Genomic DNA, 20,765 nt, shown 5'->3' on the forward strand with positions numbered 1-20,765 from the left:
ATTTATTTACAATAAAAAAAGAGGGATTCCACAGATATAGGAATCCCTCTTTCATCTTACTTCACATACACGTAGGCTTCACTTGCTGTAATATAGTATGTTGTGCCTTTACTATTGTGTACTTTATATTGTGGAGAACCATTTACCATTATCGTCGCATCAATTGTAAAGCCTAATCCCACATCTACAGTACCTGCAACATACTTATCTTCCCACGATGGAGCGCTATAAAATCTGAGATTATTCACTTTCGACACTACACGTTTTCCAGCAACTGAACTTACAGCTTCTTTCTTTTCAAATCGGATATACGATGGATTATATTTTACCCACTGATCCCAACCTAAATTTAGCCATCCGTCCTTTTCTCCCCAAACCTTATAAGCCTCTGGTTTATTTAATTGACGAATAACAGAATAGCTTGCATCTGGGCCTTTGCGTAGATTTACATTATATCCTTCAATATAAGCTACACCTTCTACATTGGTTGTTGGTTTTTCCGCTGGTTTAGAAGGTTGTTCAGGAATAGAAATACCCGTGTTATTATAAGCACGTTTTACATCTGCTCGGAATTGAGCTTCAGATATACCATGTTTTTTTAGATAATCCAGTGGATCCGTGTGAGTTGTTCCACCAAGATATTTCCTTACGTCATCATGTGTCCATAATCCTTTTTCTACTGAAAGTCCACGATCACGTAAAATTTTTGCTAGTAATTTTACATACTTGTCATAGCTTCGCTTAAACTTGCTATAATCTGAAGTCTCACAAAGTTCAACGTGTACAAAACGTGCGTTAGCAGCTGGTCCAGCACCATACGCAATATAACGTGTATCTGCAATTTGAATAACTTCATCCCAGTCAACTGCATAATGTACAAATGCACTTCTCCAAGTACGCGTTTCATAACGTTGGATATTGATTGCTGGAGCTTCTGGAGTCGCTGTACTATGCGCCACTACACCTTCATAAGCTCCTACCCCATTTCTATATCCTTGCTTCGGCAAATCAGGAATAATCAATACTCTGTCAGCAACAGCACTTGTTGTAATGGATAACGCTAAAATAGCTGCAAAGACTACAGAAGAAATGTGTTTTAACGTTTTTTTCATTTTACATCAGCATCCTTTTTTATAATTTTTGTGTGGTCAAATAATCCACTTGCTGACAGTCCAATGATGATCCCTTGAAATACATTTGATTTGATGTTCCCACCCAAAAATAAAACGCCTAGCACAATGCCAAGCGTTAAATTCAATAACGGAACATATTTTGTTTGTAATCCCATTGTTTTTACAATCTGCGATAACCCAACAACAACACCAATTATTACAGCAAAACTAACCATTACATACCACCTCCTTTCAATAAGAGGGTGAGAACAGCTCCAATAATTCCCCCAACAATTAAACGTAAAATCCAAGTTGTATTGGCACTGATTTTGTCTAATTGTTTATTGATATTAATAATGTCTTTTTCGTTACCTGTCGTTCGAATTTCTAAGCTCTTGATTTCCAGACGAATATCCTTGATATCTTGCTTTATTTCTTGGACATCACTTCTTACTTCTTGTAACCCTTCCACCTTAACCACCCCTTTTTAGGCAATAAAAAAAGACCAGCTTATGGCTGCTCTGGTTTCTCATTTATTAATTTTTGTAGTAATAATTCTTCTAATCGGGCTATCCGATCTTCTTGACTAGCTATTTGTGATTTTAGATTTGCTATTTCTTCCTCCTGTTCCTGTACTGTTGCATCAACTTCTTGTAAACCTTTAATTCCAATGGATGCGTATGAGTACAAATGAATTCCTTTCCCACTTTCATCCACAAACATTTCATCACATTCATCTACGATTAAACCGTAGTATGTTTTAATATCTTCTGTTGTCAATGGTGGATCATTGGGACTTTTCTCTTCTCTCATCCGGTATAGTTCGTTTACAGCATTCTTATAATTAAATTGTCTAATTTTAAGACTTCTAATTTTTTCTAAGGCGGAAAAAGGAATATCACGGATATTAGATTTATACTCCCGTAATGAAGGAGTCATAAAATTCCCTTGAACAGCACCCCAGCCATTTTGAGTAACAGGGGATTTCAATTGAATAACTCCTGTATATCCTGCTGCACGGCTATTACGTATAGTTACATTAGGTAATCTTAAATCAGAATCTGTACTATTATCTTCAACGACTAACGAAGTTTGATACAACCCCGGTTTCCCTCTTCTGAAATACCAACTTCCATTTCCAGCATAAAAAACATGGTAATCATTAGCGTTTAGAACACTTAGTCCGTTTCTTTGCAACTCCCAATACACAGACTTTTGGACTGCACCATCAACTATGCCATTGCTAATACCAATGCTCGCATAAGCCCCTGACCATCCTGCACCTGCTTGAGACATAAACAAAGTACCTTCTGGAGCGTTAGTTTTTTCATCTGAACCTAAGATGAAAGTCGGTTGTACTGCACCATCTGATCTTCTGTAATGCCCCAGAAATGCTCTAGCAACTCCTCTTTCATAGAGACGTACAAATTGATCATCTAAACTAACATAGTTATCCGTATTTGATGTTCTAATTTGGCAACCGCTCAGCAATCCAGCTTTAATCCACTCCGCATTAACTTTACCAACTAAATCTATTCGTGCAGCATTTAACTTAATGTTTTCTTTACTCATGTTAATGGCTGCGATTACATCATTTTCTTTTACAGATATGCTAACGCCCTTTTCAGTTAACTGAAGACGGGTTTCCATATCTCTTACATAAGATGATGTGGCAAATTGCCCATTTGCTTGCTCTTTTGTATATACCTCTATCTTTTTAGCAGAAGCATTGATACCCTGTTCATTGATAGAAAAGCGATTATCAATCAAAGTCATTTTTTGATTAAATTGCTCAGTTGCAAGCTTGTTGGCTAATTCATCTAATAAATCTTGTTTATTCTGATTGACTGTTTGCTTCAACTCAGGGATCTTAAACCCAGCAACATAATCCTCTACTTGTTTAAGTTCAACTTTTGCATTGATTGCCGTTGCTTGCTGTTCAAGTTTTGTATTAGCTTCAGTAAGTTTCTTTCCTTGATCTGATACTACATTGTTTAAATCACTCACTGTGGAAGATAATCCATTTGCAGTTTGCTCCACAGTAGACATACGCTTTTCGAATCCAACTTGACTATCCTGCACCTTAGATACAGTAGTTTTTACACCGTCCACACTTTTTTCAATCTCGGTTGTTTTAGATTGAAAAGCCCCTTGCGTTACCCCATCTTCTGGAGCGAGATTCCAAGGTTCAAGTAAGTCACCGAATGTAACCATTATTCCTGTAAACGTTGCATCTACAGTTGTTGTATTAGCGGTTGCTATATTTACACGGACTTCTTTCAAAGTACCTGTATATTTAGTCGTATCAAATTTAACTGAAATCCGTTTCCAACCATTCGTTACCTCTTGTTGTGGAATAATAGCATAATAGTTCTGATCTTTTCCGTTTTGATCATAAGTAAACCGCATGTACAAACGTGGATACTCGGATGTAGAAGTTACCGTTTTTACATCCACATAGCAGGAAGCTACCCCTTTTTTATTTATAAAAGGTTCTGTTTGTAAAATCTGAGTGACAAAAGCGCCATTGCTTGTTAATTGCAGACCTTTCTTGATTTCTGGAACATTTGGTACTGTAACATCGACAATTTTAGTAGTAACCGCATTTGTGATTCCGTTCCATCCATTTTTATCATTCGAAAAATCCGAGTTAATTGCATAGTTTCGAACTTTAACTTCTCTTGTCTCTAAACTAGTAAGCTTTTCGGTGATTTTTCCAGCCTTCTCTTCTATTTCAGTAGTTGTTTTCTTTAGTTCACTTGTTGTTTGCTGCACATCAGAAATAGTCTTTTTTGTACCTTCTACAGTTTGTTCGACTGTATTTAATTTATTAGTAATCTCACCATTTTTTTTCGTTAACGTTTCGATAGAAGTTTTAAACCCACTTGAATCTTGTTCAAACTTAGTTACTTTCTTATCGATTTCACCTTGTTTATTTTCGATATTAGAAATTGTACGGCTGACACCTTGTAAACCTTCCTGTACTTCATTGAATTGTCCTGTAGCTTGATTTTGCGCGTCTTGAACCTTTTGATTTAACTCTGTTTTTGTAGACTCAATATCTTTATGAACCTGCTCAAGTGTTTCTTGTTTAACCGATTCAACATCGGGTACAACCGATTCCCACGCTGTACCTGTCCATATTTTTAAAATACCGGGCTTTCCATTACTAATATCACGCCAAAGCGTTTTAAAAGGTTTCAATCCTGTTGTCGGTGGATTCTTGGATTCTATAATTTCAACGGTATTATTTTTAATATTCTCTTGTACTTTTTCAGCTAGTGCTTTTGCTGCTTCTGACTCCTTCTTTGCATTACTAGCAGTTTCGTTAGCTTCGTTAACTAGTTTATCTAGCTGGTCTATCATTTCTTGTTTATTGCCAAGCGAACTAAGAATACGATTGTAAATTTTTCTTAATTCCTCATTTTGATTAACAATCTCACGATAATCTCCGAATTCATATTTATCTTGTGTTGGGTCTGTAAAAGATTCATCTCCAGCTATTACTCGCGCTTCAAGATATAATTCTGGTGTAAACCCTGTATCTTTAATTTTGATCGTGTCGCCTTCATTAATTAATTCGTGTTCTAGTCCGAAAATACGACCAATCGATTGTGCTTCCACTTCATAAGAGATTGAGGAATTGACACGCTTTTTCAATTCTATTTCCATAAGCGTCAGTAAACGTTTTGGGGTCATGTCTAATTCTTCTGTTTCTGGTGTATAAAAACCGAATTTATGTTGTCCGTGTTCGTTCCATCTTTGAAATGCATCTGCATCTACGATATAGGGTAGACCTTTATTAATGCTTTCAATAGTGATTACCTTGTCACCTTCACCTTTTACAAATCCAACTAAAGCAGTGCAAATATTACGTGTATGTTCAATACGCGTAACACCGACTAAATCTTTTCCTAATTCTATTTCTTTGCCTGTATCATGCCCACGTTTTTGAATCATATCTACATACCAACCGATGATTCTTGAACCTTTAATCTCAACACGATATCGAATTTCCAGTTTAAATAAAGATGCAATCTTCTTTAAAAAAGTGAGTGGGTCCATATATTCATCGATGGTCATTGTATGAAATCCAGCATATTCAGTAACTCCACGCTGCCACTTCATACCTAAGAGTGCTAAATCCATAAATTCGTTGACCGTCTTACTCTCTATCCGTTGTGGTTTTATAATCCCTGATTTAGCAATTTGAATCCAAGCTCCTGAAGCATATGTGGTAATAGATCGTTTATCCGAATTTTTTTCAGTCTCTGTAATAACATATGGTACGATTCTTCCATCGCGAACCTCTTTTAAAACAAGATTCTGTTGTTGTAACGTAACTGCATGGTCTGTTCCATCAAAAGCGGTGAAATCCAACATGTCAACATTATTTTTTAGTTCCCAATGCCGTTTGTCATCCCAATAGTCCTCTGGCTGGATAGCTGCGACGATTTGATCCGTTTTAAAATCCACAACATGTAAAATCCCGCTTGGTGTTCTCATCTATATCTCTCCCTATAACTGATTGTTGCATTTACATCAGGTGGCATTATATCGATACGATTTTCACCACGTATTACGACAGGGAAATTACTAAAGATTTCTTTTATATTGATTGCATTCTTTCCGTTGATTGTGACAAGACTTTTCTCAGTATCAATAACAATTTTATCTCCAGTATCAAAGATATATGGTTGTGCGTTAGATGGAACTTTGTTTACCTTCCAAATCTTTAAATCATCAATTTGTATTTCGTTAATAGGTTGATGATTATCCCACTTACAAATCGCAATCATAACTTGTGCAATTTTACGTTCTGTCATCGGATTTCCTGTTTCATCAATCCAACGTTCTACAAGTGAAGCACCATCTTTTTCTGTACCATCTATAAACTTAGCCACATATACAGACCACACTTTACCCCGCCTAGCAATACGTAAACGTCCTCGGAATTGGTTAAATGTAGTCGAATAGAATCCACTTGTATCAACTAATTTTCGAAAACTATTGGGTGTTCCGCTATTTCCAATTGTCATATGTGCCCTTGTAATTTCAGCAGTCGCATATAGATCATTCATATTGATGCGGGATACCACATTACTCGTCTCATCTAAAAGAAGAACTTCAACACGTCCCATTTCACCTATGTTTTTGGACTTTAAAGTCACCCATGCCTCCATTTCAAAGTCTTGTAATGGGCCGCCCGGAATATTCTTCTTGGCTATGGCACCGTAGAATCCTGTCTCTTTTCCGTAATCTTCACAATATAGCGCATGGCCATTTCTTGATTTAAAACTACCTGTCCCTTTCATTTCCTCGAATTGTCCAGTAACAGGTGTCCATCCTATAGGAGTAGCCATTTCATCCCACATGACTCTTTCTCGTTCTTGTACCGTGGTTTCTTCCACAGTCAGAGGGGAGCCTATTCTGAAATAATCACGATTATGCGGATACTCCCCAAACCATACATCTAAAAAGGTACTTGGTTTTTTCACTGTCATTTCAATTAATGCTGGAGCTTCTACACTTCCTTTATTAGTAAAATAAGAAGTTGTTTCCGTAGACCACTCTTGCGTAAATTTGTGGGTATTGATTTTCCCTAATTTATACGGCATTGGACAAACAAAAGTAATAACACCTCTACCTCTATTGACTATTTCGTCCAAATCGACAGAACCATCAATTAATGCTAAATAAGTCCTGTCTAACTCATCATCAAAAATAAGTTCAGCAGGTTGCTCTGTATATAACCAATCCGCTAAATCTTCTTTTAACTTTTGTAAATCTGCCATATCTTTTTTCGCTTTAATAACAAGAGGAACGTCAATACGACGTTCCTCCGTTTCTGTATTAAGTAAAAGAGCCCCTGCGCGATGAGGGACTCTCACTAATCTTCTTTTTACTGGAGCCCATGAAGGACGTTTTCTTCCAACTAGCATTTGAATATAATCTTTTCTAATATTATTAAAAGTAAAACTACGTTTCCCCAACGTGCTCACCATCCTTAAAATTCCGCTCTTCTTTTTTGTTCACGATCTTGAAGCTTTGTAGTATAGGTGTAACTTCCGTTTGCAAGCTCTTTTCCATCTAAAACATTAGTCATGTTTACGGTTAAATTCAGTTCTTGTTCTCCAGCTGGTCTATTGGGGAATATTGTTTTTGCCATAGATGGATTGTTGTAAGATAATTGCGGTTGCGTATATCTGCTGAAATCGCTAAATGTATTTTGTGGGATACTATATTGATTCGTTTGGAATCCAAAATCAAAAACAGATGGCATATTCCCCATCTGTTTCTTAACGGTTCCGACTACATTTTTTGCTGCATCCACAACAAACCGTTTCCCTTTATCTATACCAACTCCAACACCTTCTGGAACCGCGCTACCAACTGGAATCATCACTTTAGATGGACTGTTAATCTCTAGTGCTCCAGAAATAGTCTTCTTAATATCACTTGCAATTTCCGCAGCCTTACTAAACAGACCTCCTGAAGCGTCATCTATTCCCTTGCCAAGCCCTTCTATGATTGATTTACCGATAGAACGTAAATTTATAGAACTGAAAAACTTTTCGACTGTATTCCACTTATCTTCAATACTACTTTTTATTTCTGACATCTTATCAGTAACAGCTTTTTTCTGCTCTTCAAATTTTCTTGAAACTGTATTTTTTATCTCCTCTACTTTGTTGCTTGCAGAGTTTTTCATATCTTCATATTTGTTGGTAACATCCGACCACATTTCTTTCATTTTTCGAATAACATCATCTTTCATAACTTGATATTTCGATTTTACTTGGCCAGTTTCCCAATCTACCTGATTAGCATGTTCACCAGCTTGTGCTTTTGCCTCACTCACAATTTCTTTATGCTTATCTCTAGCCGTAGAAACTGTACTATCATACTGACGTTTTGCCTCTGCAATGATTGCATTCGCTTCATCAGCAGTAATTGTTTTATTTTCATCACGCTGACGAATTGCCTCTGCAATTTTTTCATCACGGGTCTTTTTCGCATCCTCAATAACTTTGTCTCTTGCTTTTGCGCTATTCTCTACAACTTCTGCTGCCTGTCTAGCTGAAATTTCACTAGCCTGCACACGCATATTTTCAAGAATAACCTTTTGCTCCATTTGATTTTTAGACATATGTTCGACAGCAACTCTATCCATTTCATCCTGTAATGCTTGTAACGAGATCCGCTCGGATGCTGTTAATTCTCTATTTTCCCTAGCGGCTGTCTGTAGAATTTCTTTAATTTTATTTTCTTTTTCTTGTGTTTTTAGCTTTTCTTGTTCATAGTGCTGATTTAACTGTTCGATTCGCTTATTCTCTTCTTCAGCGGTTAATACATATGAATCAGCAAAGAACTTTTTAAGTCCTTCAATTTCTTTTTGCTGTCTTGCGTTGGTTTTTTCAATGATTGTATTAGCTAATTTGTCATATTGACCAATCAACTTCTGCGACTGTTCTTCTGTTATTACTTCATGATTCAATCTAATCTCAGTTAACTTTTGTCTAATACCATCGGACAGCTTGAAATACTCACCAAGAACCTTCTTTGTTGAGGAGCTTACTTTCCCTTCTGTATTTGTAGCAAAACGATCTACTGAAGCGATACTGTCTTCTGTTGCTTTTTGATATGCTTTATATGCAACAACTCCAGTCCCGATAAGAGCGGCTGCTATTAAACCAACAGGCCCAAGAAGCACTCCTAATGCACTTCCTAAAAATCCAACCGCAGCACCAGCAAGACCCGCAGCGCCACCAGCAATTCCTAATGATGTTGCTAGCGCTCCAATCCCTGACATAACCATTCCAACTGCCGCTAAAACTACACCGATTGCAGCGGCTACCGCTGTTAAAGCAAGAACAATACCACCTGTAATTGCTATTGCTTTTTGTACAGGAGCAGGTAAAGAGTTGAATCCATCAACAAGTTTTTGTAAGCCGGCAACAAAAGCGCTTACTACAGGTGCAAGAGCATCACCAATGGTCTTTTTCATTGTAGAAAACGCCGAGTCTAATAATGTAAGTCGTCCCTTTAAAGTGTCAATTTTAGTTGCCGCAACATCAGCTGCCGTAACTTTAGACATGGAATCCCACATCTCATTAACACCTTTTGCTCCTTCTTTAAAGAGAATAGTCGCACCACGTACGGCATCCGAACCAAATAATGTTTCTAAAGCCATGCTTCGTTGCTGATCTGTCAAATCTTTCATTGATTCATGAAGTGTCCCTGAAATATTTTCTAGACTTTGAATATGCCCTTGTTGATCGTAGAATTTTGATGATAAGAAAGCTGAACTTGTTGCTAATTCACGAAATGTTGTATCACATTTATCATTCCATTTCGTTACACCTTCTGTTTTCATTACATATTGTTCTAAAGCTACTTCTATATCCCCTACATTTCTAGAAGCTGGTTGAATACCGTTTTTAACTAAGAAATCAAAACCAGCCTGTGCATTATAAGTAATAAGTCCTAAATCTCTCATTTTGTTATATGCTTCTTTTGTTGAAGGATTTAAACGCATTAGCATTGTTTTTAAAGACGTTCCTGCATCTGATCCCTTTAGACCATTTTGAGCAAACACTGCCAGAGTCGTAGCTGTATCTTTAAACGTCATCCCTGCTCCTGCCGCTACTGCTGAAGAAGCAGCAAGACCATATTTTAATTCACGTACATCTGTTGCCGATGCGTTTGCCGCCCCCGATAGAATATTGGCTGCATCCGCAACTGAAAGATGATCAGCTTTAAATGCATTTAGAGCAGTAGAAGCAATCTCTGCCGCTTCCCCTAACTCTAATTCACCGGCTGTCGCTAAATTAAGAGCTCCCTCTAATCCACCATTAATAATATCCGTTAAACTAACACCAGCTTTAATTAATTCTTCAATCCCTTGACCAGCTTGAACACTGGAGTATTTCGTTGTTTCTCCCATGTGGACAGCTAATTCACTTAATTTCTTCATCTCTTCCCCAGTAGAACCAGATACAGCCTTAACATTTGCCATTTGTTGTTCAAAGTTCATTGATTCTGTAATTGCCGCCTTTAAACCACGCCCTATTGCATACGTCATTCCACCAAAAACAATACCGATTTGACTTCCTGCGTTTTGCAAATGATTACCCAGCGTTTCCATACGATTCCCGAAATTTAGTAATCGATTCCCTTGTTGTTCGAGTGCATGGTTTGACTGACGTAATCCTTGTTCAAATCGATTTAATTCAGCAGTGGCTCTATGAATTTGTTCTGCGTAACGTTGCGCTGACTGACTCGCTTCTCCTTCTTCGGTTTTAGCGCGATTGTAAGCTGACTGAAGCTCCCTAATTTTCTCCTTTTGCTTATCTATCATCCGAGATAGAACATCAATTTTCGCTCGCGTCTGTTCAGTTGCATTGGTGTACCCATGCATCCCTGTTGTAACCGCTTGGAATTCAGCTTGTAAAGATTTCAATGAATTATTTAATTTATCCAGTGCTGTTTGTTGTGCTTGACGATTCACTTGTTTAAGTTCATTCTCGAATCTATTTAAATCTGCAACAGCTTTATTAACTTGTGCAGCGTACCGCTGAGTTGCAGCATCATTTTCTCCTAATTTAGCTTTATTCTGATCATAAGCTTGACGCAATGCCTTAACTTTTTCTTTTTGAGCTTCAATAAGTCTGGTGAGCGTATTTAATTTTGCTTGTGTTTGCTGACTAGCGTTAGCAAAACCGCCCATTCCTGTACTTACAGATTTCAACTCATTCTGTAACGTCCTAACTGCACGACCTGAATTTGAGATGCCTTGTCTGAAATTTACGTTATCAAGGGAAAGTCTAACGACTAGATTATTTATTTCATTCGCCATAGTCTCACCTCCCTCGTTAAATAATGTTTTCCGCTGGCACTTCTATTTCATTTGAATTGGAGCCTTCGTAATTTTCATTTCCGTTTTCATGCATTTTTCGATTAAGTCTCAAATAATGCCAAATATCCATCTCATTATCAATGTGATGGTGTTTGTACCCTTGTCGCAATAAAGAGAGGTAGAGTTCGTCCATAAACTCACTGAACGTTAGCCCTCCTCCCTCTATGCGTTTGGGTTTTTTTCTTCTCCTGATCCAGTACTACCCCCTGCTGCTTCTACTGTTTCATTTATAATTGCGTTAATTACATCTGAAGTTGTCGATAAGAATTTACGGGCATCAACACCATCCCAATACTGATCTAATGTAAACTGACCATCATAAACTTTCACTACGAATTGAACCATTTTATCCATATCTTCTGGACCAGGATTGTTTGGAATTTCAGCAAGTTCAGGAGCCTGACGAATAAGGCGGGCTGGAATAAATTCTGGCATATTAAAAGTTTGTTTTTCTTTATTAATCATTAATGTTAATTTCATAGTTTTTCCCTCCTAAATTTAATAAAAAAGAGAGAGCTTTTGCTCCCTCTTACTTTCCTGCTGGTGGTTGTGTCACTGGTTTTTCATATACTTTATTAAACCAATTATCTCCAACTAATTTTGTGAACGTTGGTTCATCTTCATCTGCTGTAAATTTCGTTCTATCATCAAAATCACGTTCAATAAAGGAACCTTTCAATTTTGTTGTTTGGAAGTTCGGTTTGTCTTTTTTCGTTTCAGCTTCTTCTTCCTCTTGTGAAAGTTTCCCTTTTAATAACCAAACATATCGATACTTATCATTAGCTTTTAAGAATCGGAAACCAATAGCTAAATATGGTTTCTCACCTTCACGTTTCTCATCTAAAACGCCATCCTTTACTTCTGGAAACCCTTCAATGTCAGCCTTTGTAGAAAGTGAAAGTCCTCGAACCTCAATCTCCACTTCAGTTTCGCCATCCGATTCTGCAATCTCTGATTTTCTGTTATCGCTCCACATAACCTCAGATGCTACTTTTTTAGTTAATTTAACCTTTACAGCACCTTCCATTTTCTTTACATCTGTATATTTAATAGCAGATGAATCATCTTGTAAAACTTTCGCATATACAAGGTTGTCTACACCAACCGTTGAACTAATTCTTACAACTTCTCCAGCCATTTATAATTCCACTCCTTTTGCGAATCTCATCGCATAATGAAATATTTTTGTATCCTCTTCATATAAATCAGCAACCGCATAGCGTGAGAAACCAATTCTTTTCATGATTTCATTGACTTTTTGATGGATTGCTGTTGTACTACTCTTTGCCCAAACATCAACTTGAAACAAGATTTCACTTTCACTCTCTTGATTATCTGCAAATCCATCTGGCCTATTGTCTAATTCAAAATACGTAACTCGCGGAAACTCTTCTGCCTTCTTTGCTTTACGGTAATAAATTCGTTTTCCACCCAACAATGAAATAAGCTCTTGATCATTCTCAAGAGCTTGTAAAATATCAGGTCTTAAATTTATCACAAATTCAACCTCATTTCGTTCTTTAAAATATCTGTCATAGCACGTACAGCTTCCGCTTTTGAAGCATTAAAACCCGGCTCTATAAATGGATGTGCTGGCATTTTGGATGTACCCCATTCATGGAACTTTAAATAGAACCACGGGGAACGATCCGCTTTATTAAGACCTATTTTTACTGTTTTTATTCCACCTTCAAGTTTAGCCTTTGTTACTTTTATCTGGTCTGCACCATGTTGCCCTGTACGCCACGGCTCACTTTTAGATCGTTTTTTGGGGCTTGGGCTTCTTGGCGCTCGTTCTGCAATGGCTTTACGAATAGGTTCACCACCAGCTGCAAGAGCTTTATCTTCAATTTTCTCTCCACGTAACCCCATTTGGTCTAATTCAGTAACTAAACGATCAAATCCTAGTAAATCTAAATCTATACCATCAGCCATTCATTTCACCACGTTTCCACATGATTAATAAAGTATGACCTTGAGTCGGAATGACAGAAACAATATCATAAATCACGTTTTTGTACTTAATTTTCATATCTGCACTTACATCATCCCGATTTCTGATTTCTGTTTCTCCTTGAACCTCACTATTAGCAGCTGCTGCCTCAAAGTATTTCCTTCCCTTTAAATAAACAAAAGAGCCCCATACGGTAAAAGCATCTTTATATCCATCTATCGGATCACCGTCAGGCCCTTTTGCATTTTCATCTTTTACTTGAAATGTAAGCCGTTTATCTAATTTTGCAGGATTCATTTTCTTTCCTCCTGAGGCTCTGAAGCATATTGGAGCTGTAATATCATACTCTGAACAATGGTTCTGATTTTTTCACTGGCTTTTTCACCTACAAGTAGTCGATTTTCGTACCAATCAGCCACCAGAAATAAACAAAGCAACTTAGCATCTTCATTTGTTTGAGTAAATGTTTTGCCAGTTGCTTTGTAAATATATAATTCAGCCGCTTTAATTAACATAGTGATAGTTGGGTCATCGTCTCCGTCCACTCGGATCCATTCTTTAGCTTCTTCTAAGGTAACAAGCATTCAAATGCCTCCTTAGTTTACCCTTGAGGTTGTTCAACAGGAGCGCTTAAATCGATTTCTCCGTAAACTGCTGCTTCATTATCCCACATTTGCACATCATCACGTTGAATTGCGCGTAAATCTAATGTATTACGAGTGAATGCTTTACCACCTACATCTGTAGAAGCCAGTTCCATATCTTCACGTTTAAATAAAACAATAGCTTCTTTTAAATCACCAATAATAAGTGGCGCTTTTTTAGCTGTAGTTCCCTTTGATTTTAAGAAACGATTCGAAACGACAACGACTGGATTAGTACCAGCAAATAGTTTTTTGTTTTTTTGCGTTGGGTCTGACTGTAAAATATATTTTCCGTCTTTATCTTTTAATTTGTCTAAATAATTAAATCCATCTTGGTTTGTAAGTAAAATCGCATTTGGGGAAATCGCTGGGTCTAATTTAACATTTAATACATCTTTAATATCATCCAGAGATTTGATTGCTTGTTTTGTTAACTTTTCAATTACGCCCAAGATTAACACATTACGTGTAACTTTAGATTTCTTACCTAGCCATTTAGTCACATACTTTAGGATGTTTTGATCACTATCTTGAAGTAATGAACGAGATAACGGTAAAATACCTGCTCTGTCCTTCACTGCATATTGTACATTTGAGAATTTCGGATTATCGGTTTCTGGAATTTCACCCATTTCAGTGATTTCAGCAAACGGAATCATATCTGAGTTTTTCTCTAATACTCGTGACCCTGAACGTGTACGCACTGGTTCAACAGTTACATATTGCTCAAGTGCATCAAATGAACGAGCTAATTCATTGATTTGTGTTTGAATATCTTGAGGGATGACAAGTCCTCCATCTTCCCCAGTTAATCCTGACATGGCACGTTGTTCTAAATCATCCTCAAGAAATTCACGCTCTTCAGCATTTAATGGTTTATTACGTAATGCTTTCATAAACACATCGCGGTATTCCATTTCACCATCTACATTACGTGTTTCAACTTCTCTTCCATTATTTCGTTCTTCCGTTTCTGCTTCATCTAATGAGCGTTGTAAATCAATTTTTTTCTGAAGTGATCGCACTTCTTCCATCATTTGTTCTGCTTCTGCCACTTTATCTTCTCCCATAAGAGAGCGCACTTCTTCCTTTTTCCCTTCTAACTTAGCTAATAATTCACGTAATTCTTTTGACATTCAAATCACTCCTTAAATTTATCAATAAAAAAAGAGCCTTATATAAGCTCTAGTTCGATTTGTAGTTTTCTTTTCCTAAACTCATCAGCTACTCGCTTTTCTCCAGCTTTAAAATCATCCAATGAACGTACACTTACTTCATTCGTTGGATATGCAGGAAATGCAACCGGTGATATTTCATATAGTTCAGCATTTAAAATTGAACGCTTATAAAGCTTTCCATTTTCACGTTCTTCCGATGACCATTTGTCTTTTGTAACCTTCATCCCAAAAGAAACTCCATCAACATCTCCACGCTTAATTAATTCCCATGCGTCATTCCCAACAGTTGTATTAGGAATATCTAATTCAAATCGTAATTCTTTCTTGTCATTTTCGATTCGTAAAGTTTTACTTTTAGTATTTCCTAATACTTGAGATGTGTCGTGAGACCATAAACCTACAACATCACGAACTTTTAAACTTTCATCAAAAGCTCCCTCAGCAATCTCTTCTACGAAAGTATCGCCCCACCAGTCACGCATTTCGGCACTTTCATTGTTATATTTTATCGATCCCGAAATTGTTCGTTTTCCCTCGTCCTCATTAACTTCACGGACTTCAATAGTCATTGGCAAAGCTCTAATTTCCTTCATTTTCTTCTTTGCTGACTTCTCCATTAGTATCACCTCCCTTCAAATATGCCTGTCCAGCCATATCAATCGGCAACATATTTCCATTAACAAGTAAACGGTCCCCACCAGCTTCTGGTGGTAAATCTTCTTTACTTCTAGCTTCGTTAGGTTTAAGGAAACCGCCTTGAATACCCGTTCTGTAAGCTTCATATCTCGTTTTGATATCCGCTCTTAAAATAGCGTCTACATTGAATTTTGAATAAAACCCCTTATCCAACTCACTGTCTAAAAATAGCTTATACGTCATTTCTTGCTCATACATTGTTAAAGTCGCTTGTAATGTATCGGTATAGAATTGTTGTTGCTGCTGCTCAATATTATTTAAAGTCGCTTTACTCAAATCGTTTAATTGATGCATTTTAATTCCGAATGCAGTAGCGATTTGCCTAATAGTAAGTTCGGTATTTTCGAGAAATTGAGCATCTGACATATTTAATGAAATAGGTTGAAATTGATATCCTACTGGCATTAATGCAATACGATGGCTATTTTGAAGACCGCTAGACATTGATTCGAAATTTTCTCGGAAAACCTTTTTCGCATCTTCATTTAAATCACCGACATATTGAACTAATCCCTTTACCTGTAACCCTTGTTTGTAAAAGTTATTTATGAATTTATCAGCTGAAGCTGAATTTTCTAATGTAGACTTTAAATATTCCATTGTAGGAACACCGACAAGACCATCAAGAGTTATTCCGTTTTTAAAGTGCAGTATCTCTTCTGGCTTTAACACTCTTTGTTGTCCACCCGTATTTACTACATACCACATTTTAGTTTTGGAATTTAATAAACCAACGTCATCAATGTATACTGTCACTTTAGAAGCATCTATCGGCCATAACGCTTGGACTTTACCTTTTCTATCAAACTCTATGTTAGCGTAGCTATTGCCATATAAATTTTTTTGCGCTTCTAATGATCCGAAAAAGTTCATGCTGGACATATACGGGTTAGGCCTTAGTCTCAGTAAATTGTTGAGATAATGCTTTGTACCGCGTTGGATTCCATATTCATCTTCCTGATAAATTTTCAATGGTAACTTTGATACGGATTCAGATAGTATTTTGATACAAGCAAAGACTGTAGCAACTTTTAAAGCATTTTTTCCTTTAACGCTAATAGTACTTGGAGAAATCCCTAGCCATTCTAATAATTTTTCATCGTCTTTATTCAACTCTATTACCTGCGACGTTTGGCGTTTTTCAAAATTAAAGAACTTTTTAACAGAATCCACTATCTTCACATGTTCACCCCCTCCCTAGTTCCATAACTTGCCTAGAAAGTCTTTATTGGCAAATTCAGATACGTCAAACCTAACACTCGCTCCATACATAGCCCTAGCAAACGCATTTAATACCGCTGCTGCTGGATCAATACGATTTTTACTTATTTTTTTCGAAATCATAATGTTTTCCTGATCATCCATTTTAACAACAGCATTATTAAGTGCCCAAAAAAGGACTGGATCTCCATTATGTTTAACTTTCTTTTCGTATACTTTTTCTCGAAAAGTTTTAGTTGGAATGGATAAATTAGCAATCCTTTGAGGGATTTCTACACAAACGAACCCTTTATTCTCTAAATTTTGCGCTAGATGTAACGCATTCCATTTATCGTAATCAAACTCTTGAATTTCTTTGTCTTTTGAAAAGTTTTCTATCCAAGACTCAACAATTGTATAATCAACCATTTCACCGGGCGTTAAAGTCAAATATCCTTGTTCGGCCCATAAATCATAACGCACCTTATCTATAGCCATCTTTTCTTTCAAACGTGCTTCAGGCATAAATGAATGTTGTCCAACAATAAAATCACCTTCATCGTCCATTCCAACCCAACCGACACTGGTTAAATCCGTTGTCATTGATAAGTCGCCACCTATCCAAAGAGTTGCACCTGAAAAATCAAGGTTATCTACTTCACATTTTTGCCATTTTGACATATCCATGTATCCGTTGTCCTTTTTATCGACCCAAATATTCATGTTTTTGGTTAAAAAGGCCCTCATCTTTTCAGGTCTATCAAGAGCAACTTTCAAATCTGAACGTATACCTTCCAAACCTTCTTCATATGTAGCTACGATTGGGTTTGCTTTTATCCAATTCGACTCATCTTTGATATCATCGTTCTTTTCCAATTCACAGATCATAACGAAATAATCATCATTTTCTACATTTTTTGACGGGTCTAAGATGTCACTGACATACTCATACTCTCTATAACAAGGTCTTGATAAGTCGAAACCAGCTGTTGTTATGATAAACATTAACGGCTCTTTCCTTGCCACCATACCAGACGATAAAACGTCATAAATTTCATCAGTTTCATGTGCATGATATTCATCGACAATTCCAAGAGACGGGTTTTTACCATCACCAGTTTTTCTAGCTTCTTTTGAAAGTGGGACTACCACTGAACCATTCTTAAATATTTCAATGGTACTATAAGCTTCTTTCCATTTCCCTTCTAACAATTCACTAGAACTAATCCCTGTTTTTACAGCTTCATAAACTTCAGATGATTGGTCTCTTGTCCATCCGGCAATATAAGCACGTTGTTTTTCATCTCCAAGAAATGTACAAAAAGCTGCTACAATAGCAAGAAACTGAGATTTAGCATTTTTACGCGCTAACTGAATAAAAGCCTTTCTAAATCGCCTAGCTCCATTTATTTTCTTTTTGAATCCGAATATATTAGCCGCTAGAAACAATTGAAAATCAGTTAATTCTACGGATTCACCTGCCAAAATCCCTTCAACATGCTTAAATTCCTTTGCAAACCAGTAAAAATCCTCCGCTATCTCTCCATCAAAATAAAAAGGACTGTCTTCACTTTGACACTCCTCATAATCCCTTATAAATCGTTCGATGGCCCAACGATGTTTTTTACAACTATTTATTTTGCCACTTAAAATATCCTCGCAATATGCAAAAACCCGTTCCATTATCCAGTTCATATACGATCACCAAAACGTTTTTGCGCTTCACTTTGCTTTTGTTGTGAAGTATCTGCTTCTGGAATAACTAATTTTAAGCGGGATGTAATGGTCAAACCCAAATCACTAGCTGAAGAACGGCATTCATTAAATAAAAGATTTTTACTTCTTTGCATTTGAGAATACAATTTAAAGTCATCTGAAGCTTTTGTTTTTCTTAGCAGACGAACCATTTTTATATACTGGTCTTTAGAATCAACGTACCTTGCCAAACTGTCTACATCTAAGTTACTGAAAATTTTCAATCTGACTAATTCAGCAGCTAAAGCATCGAATTCCTTTTTTTGTGCTGCGGTCAAATAAGAAGGAGCTTCAATTTTATCAGTATGCCCTCGTAATGCTTCTTCTTGTTTTTCTCGTCTGTTTTTCTCACTTTTTGTAATGTGATTTGATCTACCTTTTCCCTGTATAACAGAGAGTGGTTGTTTATTTCTTCCAGCCATGATTACACCCCCTTAAAAAAATATGCAAAAACGGATTTTTCTGCGAAGTTGAGGGGGCGGCGGTACGGGAAGACCGCCCTGAATGTTTTTTGACCCGCCCCTATCCGTATTTCTTTTTGTCTTCTGCTGTTTTTCTGTTGTGACATGGATTACAGAGTGATTGTAAATTTTCTAATTTAAGTTTTAAACTTGGATCAACCTTGATTGGAATGATATGGTCAACCATATCTGCAACTTTAATCTTCCTATTGTTCTTACAATGTAGACACAACCCTTGGTCTCTCATCAGTGCCTGCTCTCTTAACCTTTCCCATGCCTTTGATTTATAGAAAGCCGTGCTCTCCTTATCTCGTTTGAATCGGTCATAGTATCTATTCTTATCCTGCTGCGTTTCCTTTTCTTTGTATCTATGTTCCTCACAATATCTTTCGCGCGTGAGATTATAACAATGAAATTCGCAGCATGGTCTAAGCGGCTTCCTCATCTCATCTCTCCTCACCCTTACCTTCTTGCTCCAACTCTCACTTTGTTCTTTCAAACCTCTTCCTTAATCGTTTCATTTCATCTTCGATAGCAAGATTCTTTTTATTAATCCGCTCATGACACTTTGCTATATCTGTTTGATACTTACGAATCTTATCATTCACATACGCAGCCACATGTTCATGATTACAATGAGGACAAATAAAGAAACACTTCTCAATACGATTAGGAAGATGCTTTATTTGTGGTTGCATTTCATAATCTTTATTACAGTTGGAACAATAGACTTGCATTTATTCTCACTCCTTACTCTCTAAAAACTCATCAATCGCTTTTCCTAGTAAACTGATTGTCGCTTCCCTACGTTCTTTAGGAGTTGTATTATCAAAGAGATCGTTATGGAGTGCACTTGCTTGCGCCAACTTCTGGGGATTAATATGCTCATTAACAATCTGCTCACCAAGCGTTGAAATACAATATGTCATTACAGCAGCTAGTTCTTGTTTAGATAGTTTCTTCAATTCTAATCACTCCTGAATCTTTTTCATTGTTTCTTTTGCTACCAATTCCAACACACCATTATCTATTTTCTTCACTAAGTACTCGCCTTGTATCCCTAAATGCGGATACACCACTTTTATTTTATCGCCTTTTTGTATGACATTTCGGCCTAGCACATCTGTCTTCGCGTCTACCACAAGCACTTTATGTTCTAAATTTTCTAATCGTCTCGACAACTCTTGTACATTCATCACCTAATAACCTCCAAAACTAAAAAGAGCAACCGTGCACCAGTTGCCCTTCTGCTAAAATTGTATGCTATCAATATAAATCACTTTTTCAACCGTTTCGATTCATTTTAGGAGTGAACCTAAATGATACCTTCTCGTTCCACAAATTTAATTAACCTAACGAGTTCAGCATGTTTCTTTTTGATATGACTAGAACTATAATTTACTACCTCTGCTATTTCTTCTAACGTCATACCATCCACATATTTCAATTTGAGTATCTGATTTTCTAATCCTCTAAACTTACTAATTAACTTTTCTAATTTATACATATCGTTCATCTTATGTGCTAATTCGTATTCAATCGCTTCAATACGGTTTTCAACTTTTGCACCTTCAGATTCTGCCGTTAAACGTACTTCTCTCAAATCACCACTGACCCAGCGTCTTAATTCAGCTTTTGTCTTATCTAAGTTGTATTCCAGATAGGCTATGTCTTCTTCTAACTTTTGGTAATCTCTCAGCCAGTTAAACAAATGATGATTCACCTACTTTCATATTTCCAGATCAACAACCGTATTTCCAATTGTCGATAGGTGTCAAAATGTCTCGTTGTTTCTTCCTACAACTTGTACATTTGTTTTGCTATAATGGATTTACATTGCCATCTG

Annotated in this window: 22 protein-coding genes; all 22 read right to left on the reverse strand. The window is 36.8% G+C overall.

What is annotated here, in order from left to right:
* Nucleotides 1–56: 56 nt before the first annotated feature.
* Nucleotides 57–1,112: an N-acetylmuramoyl-L-alanine amidase gene (locus QCI73_RS19055; protein WP_353823553.1), complete on the reverse strand. Its 1,056-nt coding sequence runs from the start codon at nucleotides 1,110–1,112 to the stop codon at nucleotides 57–59.
* Nucleotides 1,109–1,348, reverse strand: coding sequence for a holin (locus QCI73_RS19060; RefSeq protein ID WP_353823554.1), 240 nt, complete (start codon nucleotides 1,346–1,348; stop codon nucleotides 1,109–1,111). Before QCI73_RS19060 ends, QCI73_RS19055 begins: the two co-directional genes overlap by 4 nt.
* Entirely contained in the window at nucleotides 1,348–1,584 is a 237-nt protein-coding gene (locus tag QCI73_RS19065; protein ID WP_061402506.1) for a hemolysin XhlA family protein, read from the reverse strand. The genes QCI73_RS19060 and QCI73_RS19065 overlap by 1 nt, the downstream gene beginning before the upstream one ends.
* 38 nt (nucleotides 1,585–1,622) lie before the next feature.
* Nucleotides 1,623–5,618 (reverse strand): phage tail spike protein, encoded by a 3,996-nt coding sequence (locus QCI73_RS19070; RefSeq protein ID WP_353823555.1) that lies wholly within the window; start codon nucleotides 5,616–5,618, stop codon nucleotides 1,623–1,625.
* Nucleotides 5,615–7,105, reverse strand: coding sequence for a distal tail protein Dit (locus tag QCI73_RS19075; protein WP_353823556.1), 1,491 nt, complete (start codon nucleotides 7,103–7,105; stop codon nucleotides 5,615–5,617). Before QCI73_RS19075 ends, QCI73_RS19070 begins: the two co-directional genes overlap by 4 nt.
* A 14-nt stretch (nucleotides 7,106–7,119) precedes the next feature.
* Nucleotides 7,120–10,971, reverse strand: a complete 3,852-nt coding sequence (locus QCI73_RS19080; protein ID WP_353823557.1) for a phage tail tape measure protein — start codon at nucleotides 10,969–10,971, stop codon at nucleotides 7,120–7,122.
* Between the two features lie 222 nt (nucleotides 10,972–11,193).
* Nucleotides 11,194–11,511 carry a phage tail assembly chaperone G gene (gene gpG, locus QCI73_RS19085; RefSeq protein WP_353823558.1) on the reverse strand — a complete coding sequence of 106 codons (318 nt, stop codon included), beginning with the start codon at nucleotides 11,509–11,511 and terminating at the stop codon, nucleotides 11,194–11,196.
* Between the two features lie 49 nt (nucleotides 11,512–11,560).
* Nucleotides 11,561–12,169 (reverse strand): major tail protein, encoded by a 609-nt coding sequence (locus QCI73_RS19090; protein WP_001982989.1) that lies wholly within the window; start codon nucleotides 12,167–12,169, stop codon nucleotides 11,561–11,563.
* A complete protein-coding gene (gene gp17 / locus QCI73_RS19095) occupies nucleotides 12,170–12,529 on the reverse strand; it encodes a tail completion protein gp17 (RefSeq protein ID WP_353823559.1) in 360 nt (119 codons plus the stop codon).
* Nucleotides 12,526–12,966, reverse strand: coding sequence for an HK97-gp10 family putative phage morphogenesis protein (locus QCI73_RS19100; protein WP_044798124.1), 441 nt, complete (start codon nucleotides 12,964–12,966; stop codon nucleotides 12,526–12,528). The genes gp17 and QCI73_RS19100 overlap by 4 nt, the downstream gene beginning before the upstream one ends.
* Entirely contained in the window at nucleotides 12,959–13,282 is a 324-nt protein-coding gene (locus tag QCI73_RS19105) for a phage head closure protein (RefSeq protein ID WP_098639024.1), read from the reverse strand. Before QCI73_RS19105 ends, QCI73_RS19100 begins: the two co-directional genes overlap by 8 nt.
* Complete coding sequence (locus QCI73_RS19110) at nucleotides 13,279–13,569, reverse strand: head-tail connector protein (RefSeq protein ID WP_042513011.1); 291 nt, start codon at nucleotides 13,567–13,569, stop codon at nucleotides 13,279–13,281. The genes QCI73_RS19105 and QCI73_RS19110 overlap by 4 nt, the downstream gene beginning before the upstream one ends.
* Nucleotides 13,570–13,586: 17 nt before the next feature.
* On the reverse strand, nucleotides 13,587–14,765 hold the full coding sequence (locus tag QCI73_RS19115; RefSeq protein ID WP_001983024.1) for a phage major capsid protein: 1,179 nt from the start codon (nucleotides 14,763–14,765) through the stop codon (nucleotides 13,587–13,589).
* A gap of 38 nt (nucleotides 14,766–14,803) precedes the next feature.
* Nucleotides 14,804–15,424 carry an HK97 family phage prohead protease gene (locus QCI73_RS19120; RefSeq protein WP_353823560.1) on the reverse strand — a complete coding sequence of 207 codons (621 nt, stop codon included), beginning with the start codon at nucleotides 15,422–15,424 and terminating at the stop codon, nucleotides 14,804–14,806.
* Nucleotides 15,387–16,685 (reverse strand): phage portal protein, encoded by a 1,299-nt coding sequence (locus QCI73_RS19125; RefSeq protein ID WP_353823561.1) that lies wholly within the window; start codon nucleotides 16,683–16,685, stop codon nucleotides 15,387–15,389. The genes QCI73_RS19120 and QCI73_RS19125 overlap by 38 nt, the downstream gene beginning before the upstream one ends.
* A gap of 15 nt (nucleotides 16,686–16,700) precedes the next feature.
* Nucleotides 16,701–18,398, reverse strand: coding sequence for a terminase large subunit (locus QCI73_RS19130; RefSeq protein WP_061129384.1), 1,698 nt, complete (start codon nucleotides 18,396–18,398; stop codon nucleotides 16,701–16,703).
* Nucleotides 18,395–18,880, reverse strand: coding sequence for a phage terminase small subunit P27 family (locus tag QCI73_RS19135; protein ID WP_042513014.1), 486 nt, complete (start codon nucleotides 18,878–18,880; stop codon nucleotides 18,395–18,397). Before QCI73_RS19135 ends, QCI73_RS19130 begins: the two co-directional genes overlap by 4 nt.
* A gap of 100 nt (nucleotides 18,881–18,980) precedes the next feature.
* Nucleotides 18,981–19,364, reverse strand: a complete 384-nt coding sequence (locus QCI73_RS19140; RefSeq protein WP_353824123.1) for an HNH endonuclease — start codon at nucleotides 19,362–19,364, stop codon at nucleotides 18,981–18,983.
* Nucleotides 19,365–19,401: 37 nt separating this feature from the next.
* Entirely contained in the window at nucleotides 19,402–19,656 is a 255-nt protein-coding gene (locus QCI73_RS19145; RefSeq protein WP_353823562.1) for a hypothetical protein, read from the reverse strand.
* A gap of 6 nt (nucleotides 19,657–19,662) precedes the next feature.
* Complete coding sequence (locus tag QCI73_RS19150) at nucleotides 19,663–19,884, reverse strand: hypothetical protein (protein ID WP_199694889.1); 222 nt, start codon at nucleotides 19,882–19,884, stop codon at nucleotides 19,663–19,665.
* Nucleotides 19,885–19,890: 6 nt separating this feature from the next.
* Nucleotides 19,891–20,115, reverse strand: a complete 225-nt coding sequence (locus QCI73_RS19155) for a hypothetical protein (RefSeq protein ID WP_353824124.1) — start codon at nucleotides 20,113–20,115, stop codon at nucleotides 19,891–19,893.
* A 119-nt stretch (nucleotides 20,116–20,234) separates the two neighbouring features.
* Nucleotides 20,235–20,630, reverse strand: coding sequence for a sigma factor-like helix-turn-helix DNA-binding protein (locus QCI73_RS19160; RefSeq protein WP_322371958.1), 396 nt, complete (start codon nucleotides 20,628–20,630; stop codon nucleotides 20,235–20,237).
* Nucleotides 20,631–20,765: the final 135 nt, after the last annotated feature.

Source organism: Bacillus cereus group sp. MG16, assembly GCF_040459875.1.
In the GTDB taxonomy this organism is placed as follows: Bacteria; Bacillota; Bacilli; order Bacillales; family Bacillaceae_G; genus Bacillus_A; species Bacillus_A paranthracis.